This window comes from Roseateles sp. (genome assembly GCF_049240545.1).
Taxonomy (GTDB): domain Bacteria; phylum Pseudomonadota; class Gammaproteobacteria; order Burkholderiales; family Burkholderiaceae_C; genus Paucibacter_A.
Genome location: NZ_JBMLSK010000215.1, coordinates 25482 through 32262 on the forward strand (window position 1 = coordinate 25482; position 6781 = coordinate 32262).

Here is a 6781-nt window from a genome sequence, read left to right on the forward strand (position 1 = left end):
TTCAGTTAATGGCCTGCCCCGATTTCCGCCAACTGCAATAGGCAGCTGCCTGCCGACCCCGCCAGCGTGATGGGGCAGGGCCTGGGTCCGAATGGTTTTTTTGCCGCCCGAATGCTCCGTTGGCTCAAGGCCTGGGCAGGGCATGCAAGGCAGAAGAATTCGCATGTGTGTTCGGCTTGGCGATAAATCCGGGAAAATCGCGGCTTTCTGAACCCACTTCAAAAGAAGAAAGCCCACGCCATGAGCGAAGTAGAAACTCCAGCAAGCCGCCCGGCCATTCCCGATCGCCTGTCCATCGATCCGCGCAGCCCTTTCCATGACACGGCGGTGTTCGAGCACGAAATCGGCATTCGCTTCAACGAGGTGGAGCGCTTCGACGTGGCCGAGTACTGCATCAGCGAAGGCTGGGTCAAGCTGCCGGCCGGCAAGGCCAAGGACCGCAAGGGCAATCCGATGATGCTCAAGCTCAAGGGCCGGGTGGAAGCCTTCTACCGTTGAGCTTTTGCTGAGTTCTCGCTGAGTGAACTCAGCGCGGCTGTGCCATGCGCAGCCGCCGCGCGGCGTCTTCGTCGCGCGCATCGTCGATTTCGCGCATCACCCCGCGCAGATCCACCGGCCGTGCCTTGTGCACAAAGCGGCCGGTCAGGGGCGCCTCGGGTGTCAGCGCGCCGCGCTCAAACAGCGCCCAGATCTCGTGGCCGTAGTCGCTTTGCAGCAAGTCGGGTGCGAACTGGCCGAAGAAGTTGCGCAGGTTTTCCACATCGCGCAGCAGCATCCGTTTGGCGTGGTTGTTGCCCGCCGCATCCACGGCCTGGGGCAGGTCGATGATGACCGGCCCATCGGCGGCCAGCAGGATGTTGAACTCCGACAAGTCACCGTGCACGATGCCGGCGCACAGCATGCGCACCACCTCGCGCACCAGGGTGGCGTGGTGCTGGCGCGCAGTTTCGGGCTTGAATTGCACATCGTTCAAGCGCGGCGCCGCGCTGCCGTCGGCGTCCGTCACCAATTCCATCAAGAGCACGCCCTCGAAGAAGTTGAAGGGCTTGGGCACCCGCACGCCAGCGGCAGCCAATCGGTACAGCGCATCGACCTCGGCGCTCTGCCAGGCTTCTTCTTGCTTCTCGCGACCGAACTTGCTGCCCTTGGCCATGGCGCGCGCTTCTCGACTGTTCTTGACCTTGCGGTTCTCGGTGTAGTCCACCGCCTGCCTGAAGCTGCGTTGGGTGGCCTCTTTGTAGACCTTGGCGCAGCGGGTCTCGTGGCCGCACTGAACGACAAAGACCTGGGCCTCCTTGCCGCTCATCAATTGGCGTGAGACGGCGTCGATCAAGCCTTCTTCGAGCAGGGACTGCAGACGTTTGGGTGTTTTCATAGCGTCTCTATTGTCAATGCAAGCTCAGAGCCCAAGGATGGTTTGTCAGGAGCCGGCGGGCTGAGGCTTCAAAATGCCGATCTCGCAGGCCCGAATGCGCTGCGCTTGATTTCATTCTTGGAGCTTGCATCGCCATGTTGCGTCGTCCGACCCGTCTTTCTTGTCTGAGCTTGTTCTTGCTCTTGGCCCTGGGCTCCGCCCAGGCCAAAGCGCCGAGTGGCGCGCAGCGCAGCCCTGCGGCCACCTCGGTGTCTGCGCCGGCGGCAAAGGCTGAGTTCGTACGCGAGCTGGGGGGCATCGAGGAGTACCGCCTGCCCAATGGGCTGCAGATCTTGCTCTTCCCCGATGAAGCGCAAAGCACCACCACGGTCAACATCACCTACCGGGTGGGCAGCCGGCATGAATCTCAGGGTGAGTACGGCATGGCCCACTTGCTGGAGCATCTGGTCTTCAAGGGCACGCCCAAGCACCCTGATATTCCGGGCGCTTTTGCGGCCAAGGGTATTCGCTACAACGGCACTACCACCACGGACCGAACCAATTACTTCAGCAGCTTCAACGCCAATCCTGCGACCCTGGAGTTCGCGCTGGCGCTGGAGGCGGACCGCATGGTCAACAGCTTCATCGCCAAGTCCGATCTGGACAAGGAAATGAGCGTGGTCCGCAATGAGTTCGAGCGCGGCGAGAACGAGCCGTTTCAGGTGCTCTACAAACGCGTGCAGTCGGTCGCTTACGACTGGCATCCCTATGGCAATGCCACCATCGGCGCCAAGAGCGATATCGAGAATGTGCCGATCGAGCGCCTGCAGGCTTTTTACAAGCGTCATTACCGCCCCGACAACGCGACCTTGCTGGTGGCCGGCCGTTTTGACAAGGCGGCCACCTTGGCCTTGATTGCCCGTGACTATGGCGGCTTGAAGAAACCGGTTGAGCCCTTGGTGCAAACCTACACCCGAGAGCCCGCGCAGGACGGCGAGCGCACGGTGGTGGTTCGGCGCGTCGGCGGCCAACCTGCGCTTTTGGCCTACTACCATGTGCCCGCCATCGCCCATGCCGATTCGGCACCCTTGCTGGTGCTGAGTCTGCTGATGTCCATGCCCCCCAGCGGGCAGCTCTACAAGGAACTGGTCGAGACCAAGATCGCCTTGCATGCCGCCTTGGGCGGGCTGGGCGGGCATTCGCCCGGTGGCATCACGGCATTGGCCATTCCGCCAACGCTGGCGGATGCGGACAAGGTCGAGAAGCTCTTGCTGGATTTGGTCGAAGGGCGCGCGGGCAAGCCCTTTGAAGAAGCGGAATTGCAGCGGGTGCGCGATGTGGCGCTGAACTCCTACCGCGAGCAGATGAAGAATCCGGAAGGGCTGATCCAGCAGATTTCCAATCTCTTGGGCGCTGGAGACTGGCGCTTGCTGTTTCAATTGATGGAGGACTTGCCGCGCGTCAGCTTGGCGGATGTGGAGCGGGTGCGCAAAGCCTATTTGCAGCCGGCCAACCGGACTTTGGGTCGCTATGTGCCGGTTGAGGCGGTAACGCGGGTGGAGATCCCGGCCACGCCGGCCTTGGATCAACGCCTGGCGCAATTGAAGGGCCCACCCAAGGTCGAAGAGGGGGAACGTTTTGACCCCACGCCGGCGCATTTGCAAGCGCGTACGCAGCGCCAAGTGCTGCCCAGTGGCATCGCCTTGCAGACCCTGAAGAAACGGACCCGTGGCAATACGGTGCAACTGCAGATGCAATTGCGCTGGGGTGAGCGTGATTCCACCTTCGCGCGGCGCGGTACCGGCTGGGTCGGCGAGTTGATGATGGAGGGCAGCCCCAGCTTGAGCAAGCAAGCCTTGCAAGATGCCTTGATCCGCTTGAAGGCGGGCCTGTCCATCAGCAGTGGCGACCAAGGCGCAACCCTGCACATCCAGGCCGAACAAGACAGCTTGCTGGAGGTCTTGCAGCTGGCTGCGCAACTGATGAAGCAGCCGAGCTTGCCGGAGGAGGCGTTCTCCCGCAACAAACAGGCCAAGTTGGCGGGCTTGCAGTCTTCGCGTCAGGATCTTGGGGTGTTGATGAGCGAAGCCACCCGTGGGCATAACAACCAGGCGCTGGGCGTGAGCCTCGGGCATCCCGACTATGTGATGAGCCTGGACGAGCGGCTGGCGCAACTGCAGTCGGTGCAACTGGCCGATGTGCGCAGCTTCTACGCCGATTATTGGTCGGCCAACGAGGTGCAAGTGGCGGTGGTTGGGGCGATTCCCCTGGGTCTGGAGGCGGCCCTGGAGCAAGGCTTTGGCAGCTGGAAAAAGCCGGCGGCTCCGCGCTTCAAGCGGACGCTGCAAACCCATGTGCCGGTGCCTGCGGCGCGCTTTGATGTGAACGCGAAAGATAAGGCCAATGCGGTGCTGGCGATGGCGCAGTCCTTCAAGCTCAGTGAAGCCGATGCCGATTTTGTGCCGCTGATGCTGGCCACCCATGTGTTTGGCGGCGGTGCGATGGAAAGCCGCTTGTCGATGCGTGTTCGCCAGCAGGCCGGCCTGAGCTATGGCATCGGCGCGCAACTCACGGCGCCGTACTGGGGGGATGAGGCCGGGCTGTCCATCGGCGGCAGTTTTGCGCCGCAGAACCGCGAGGCGGTGCTGAGCCTGGTGCAAGAAGAGCTGCGCCGTATGGAAGAGGGCGGCATCAGCGAGGCTGAATTGGCGCGCGCCAAGAAAGACATTGCCGAGTCGCGCCTGCAGTCGCGTGTCAGCGAAGCTCAGCTGGCCGGCACGCTGAACCTCTTGGCCGATCGCAGCAAGGACTGGACCTATGTCGCTCAGCGCGACGCCGCCATCCAGGCCGCCACGCTGGCGCAGGTCAATGCGGCTTGGAAGCGCCATGTGCGGCGCGATGGTTTTGTGATTTCGACGGCGGGGGACTTCAAGGACAAGCCTTGAGGCCAACGTGGTGTCAATGAAAAACCGGCCTCGGCCGGTTTTTTCGTGTGCCATTCGAGTGTCAACTCAACCCAGGCTCAGATGCCTTAGCAGCGCGTCGATCTTTGGCGCGCAGCCGAGGCAGGCATACCACTTTGATGACACTCCATGTCGACGAACTGTCCGCTGCAGTGGCCAGCAGTTGTTCAGGCAGTGGTCTTTGCGCTGCGCCGACGTGCCACGTAGGCAATGGCGCCGAGCCCGGCCAGCATCAGGAGATAGCTTTCGGGCTCGGGCACAGGGGCTGCGTTAACGTAAAAGGTTTCTTTGTTCCAGCCGCTGATTTTGGCCGAGTTCATTCCCTTCACCGGAATCTCAAAGAGGCCTTTGCCGAAGGCTTCACCCTCATAAGCGCACTTACCCGTCATTGCGAAATTGAGGAGGCGAATGTCGAAACATCCTGCCTCGACTGAAAGTGTCGGATCCAGGGTCAGCGCGGTACTGGCGCCCAGAACAGTGTCTTCCATGCTGTAGCTCCACGAGAGCAACTCTCCGACTTCCCCCGCATAACGAAACTCCACTGTGTTCTTGGACTGGCCACCATCCTCATCAAACTTGATCTCGTTCGTGGCGGCGGTCCATTCCCATGGTCCCTTGTCCTTATCCTTGTAGCCCCTTTGAACAGGCTTTGAGAACTTCAAAGTCAATGTGGGTGCTGCCCCCGCTTTCAAACTCAGGCTTTGCTTCAAACCTACTGCGAGGCCGAGTTGCGCGTCCACCATGGTGCCCTCGATATGGCCATGCTCGCCGAGACTTACCTTGGGACTGAACATATCGGTCCCTCCCTGACCCACAGCGCTTTGAAGCATGCCCGTCAAATTGGCTTTGGTGGTGAGCAGGGTTTCGCGGTAGGTGAGCGACCTTGAATCCGTACTTGCAGCCCCTTTGAGCTGATCGATTCTGATGGATCCCAGGTCGGGCTTCTGGACGCCAGGGCCGGTAACGTTGATGCCGTAGTCCTTGCCGTAAACGAAACCATTGATTGGCTGCCCCGCAATCGACAAGGGCGGGTTCTTGCTGGTGTCCACCTTGAAGAGGCTGACATTGGTGGTCGGTACATCGAAGTTCACATGACTGCTGCTGCAGTCAAACACGCAAACACGGAAGGAGGTCGAGTTGCTGATGCCCACCGTGCCGTTGAGCGCGACCTGCATCTGGGCGGCCGTCTGGCTGAACGAACCCCCAAGAAAGTTATTGACGTCCCTGGTGATACTGAAGCTTTTTGCCGAATCATTGCCGCCTGGCTTCACGGTGAACGCTTGCGCGTAGTCGAGCTTGGCCGACACCTTGCCCAAGTCGCCCTTGGCAAACACCTCAAAGCCCACTCGCCCGGCGCTTTTCACGTTTGCGCTGGCCCCAAATGAGCCGCAGATAACACCAATGCATTCTCGGTGGATCTCATTGAAGCCGTTGTTGCTGTTCCAACTCGCCCCCTGGAAGCCGCTGCTGACGTCGAAGCTGCTGCTGCCATTGCTCAGCCTGATGGCTTGGTTGTTGGTGAAGAAGCTGACGTTGCTGCTGTAGGTCGTTGAGCTGGCGTTGGCCGCTGCTGCGCAGGCCATAAGGCTGCCAATGGCGACTTGCACACAGGAACTGCGCGCACTGAGAAGCTGAGGTGTTTTCATGGACATGAGTTCTCCTGAGTGATGATTTCAAACGGACGTGGCTACCGGTTTCCTTAGGGAGACCTGCCGTGGGACTGGTGACTTGGAATGCACGCGGCGTTGTTTGGCGGCCCGAGGGTGGCGCTACTCCAGCTACCGGCTGTGCGAAAGAGCGGACGACCTTGGTTCGTCCAGGCGTCGGCTCATTGCGGAGTAGTGTCCGAAGATTCGCCCTCGGCGTGTGCGACATAACGCGACAATTCATGACAGCGCTGTCGCATTTGCTGCGGCAATGTCGTACAAGGCTTGACGCTGTTTGGCTTACGATCTATCGCCTTGGTGTCTTGGCCTTTTCATCTTTCCTGTCCGTCGGCGCTCCTGATGTCCCAGCCCTCTTTGCTCCTCGTCGACGACGATGTCGAACTCTCTGCCATGTTGCTGCGTCTCTTGCAGGCCGAGGGTTGGGTGGTGCGTGCGGCTCATAACGCCGCGCAGGCGGAAGCGGCCTTGGCGGCGGCGCTGCCTGCTGTGGTGCTGCTCGATGTGATGTTGCCGGATGCCAGTGGCATGGATTTGTGTCGGCGCTGGCGGACGGCTTATCCGGGCTTGGGCATCCTGATGTTGACCGCGCGTGGAGATCCTTTTGACCGCGTGCTGGGTTTGGAGTTGGGGGCCGACGACTATCTGGCCAAGCCCTTCGAGAAGCGCGAGTTGGTGGCTCGCTTGCGGGCCTTGATCAGGCGCCAAACGCCTGTGCCTGTGCCTACGCCAGCCAAGCCTTCCTCGACCTTGAACTTCGGTCCGCTGAGCATTGATTTGCTGCGCCGCGAAGTGCTGGT

The 6781-nt window shown here is 60.9% G+C and carries 6 protein-coding genes; 4 read left to right on the forward strand and 2 right to left on the reverse strand.

What is annotated here, in order from left to right; translation table 11 throughout:
* Positions 1-240 precede the first annotated feature (240 nt).
* A complete protein-coding gene (locus ACOVRJ_RS14190) occupies positions 241-498 on the forward strand; it encodes a DUF3297 family protein (protein WP_422044500.1) in 258 nt (85 codons plus the stop codon).
* A 28-nt stretch (positions 499-526) separates the two neighbouring features.
* On the opposite strand, the gene ACOVRJ_RS14195 is transcribed toward ACOVRJ_RS14190, so the two are convergent.
* Complete coding sequence (locus tag ACOVRJ_RS14195) at positions 527-1375, reverse strand: PA4780 family RIO1-like protein kinase (RefSeq protein ID WP_422044501.1); 849 nt, start codon at positions 1373-1375, stop codon at positions 527-529.
* 134 nt (positions 1376-1509) lie between these two features.
* On the opposite strand from ACOVRJ_RS14195, the gene ACOVRJ_RS14200 reads away from it, so the two are divergent.
* Positions 1510-4299, forward strand: a complete 2790-nt coding sequence (locus ACOVRJ_RS14200) for a M16 family metallopeptidase (RefSeq protein ID WP_422044502.1) — start codon at positions 1510-1512, stop codon at positions 4297-4299.
* 185 nt (positions 4300-4484) lie between these two features.
* On the opposite strand, the gene ACOVRJ_RS14205 is transcribed toward ACOVRJ_RS14200, so the two are convergent.
* Positions 4485-5681: a PEP-CTERM sorting domain-containing protein gene (locus ACOVRJ_RS14205; RefSeq protein WP_422044503.1), complete on the reverse strand. Its 1197-nt coding sequence runs from the start codon at positions 5679-5681 to the stop codon at positions 4485-4487.
* A gap of 48 nt (positions 5682-5729) precedes the next feature.
* On the opposite strand from ACOVRJ_RS14205, the gene ACOVRJ_RS14210 reads away from it, so the two are divergent.
* Both ACOVRJ_RS14210 and ACOVRJ_RS14215 read left to right on the forward strand, forming a co-directional pair.
* Positions 5730-5870, forward strand: coding sequence for a hypothetical protein (locus ACOVRJ_RS14210; protein ID WP_422044504.1), 141 nt, complete (start codon positions 5730-5732; stop codon positions 5868-5870).
* A gap of 453 nt (positions 5871-6323) precedes the next feature.
* A partial coding sequence (locus ACOVRJ_RS14215; RefSeq protein WP_422044505.1) for a response regulator occupies positions 6324-6781 on the forward strand: 458 nt, incomplete at its 3' end.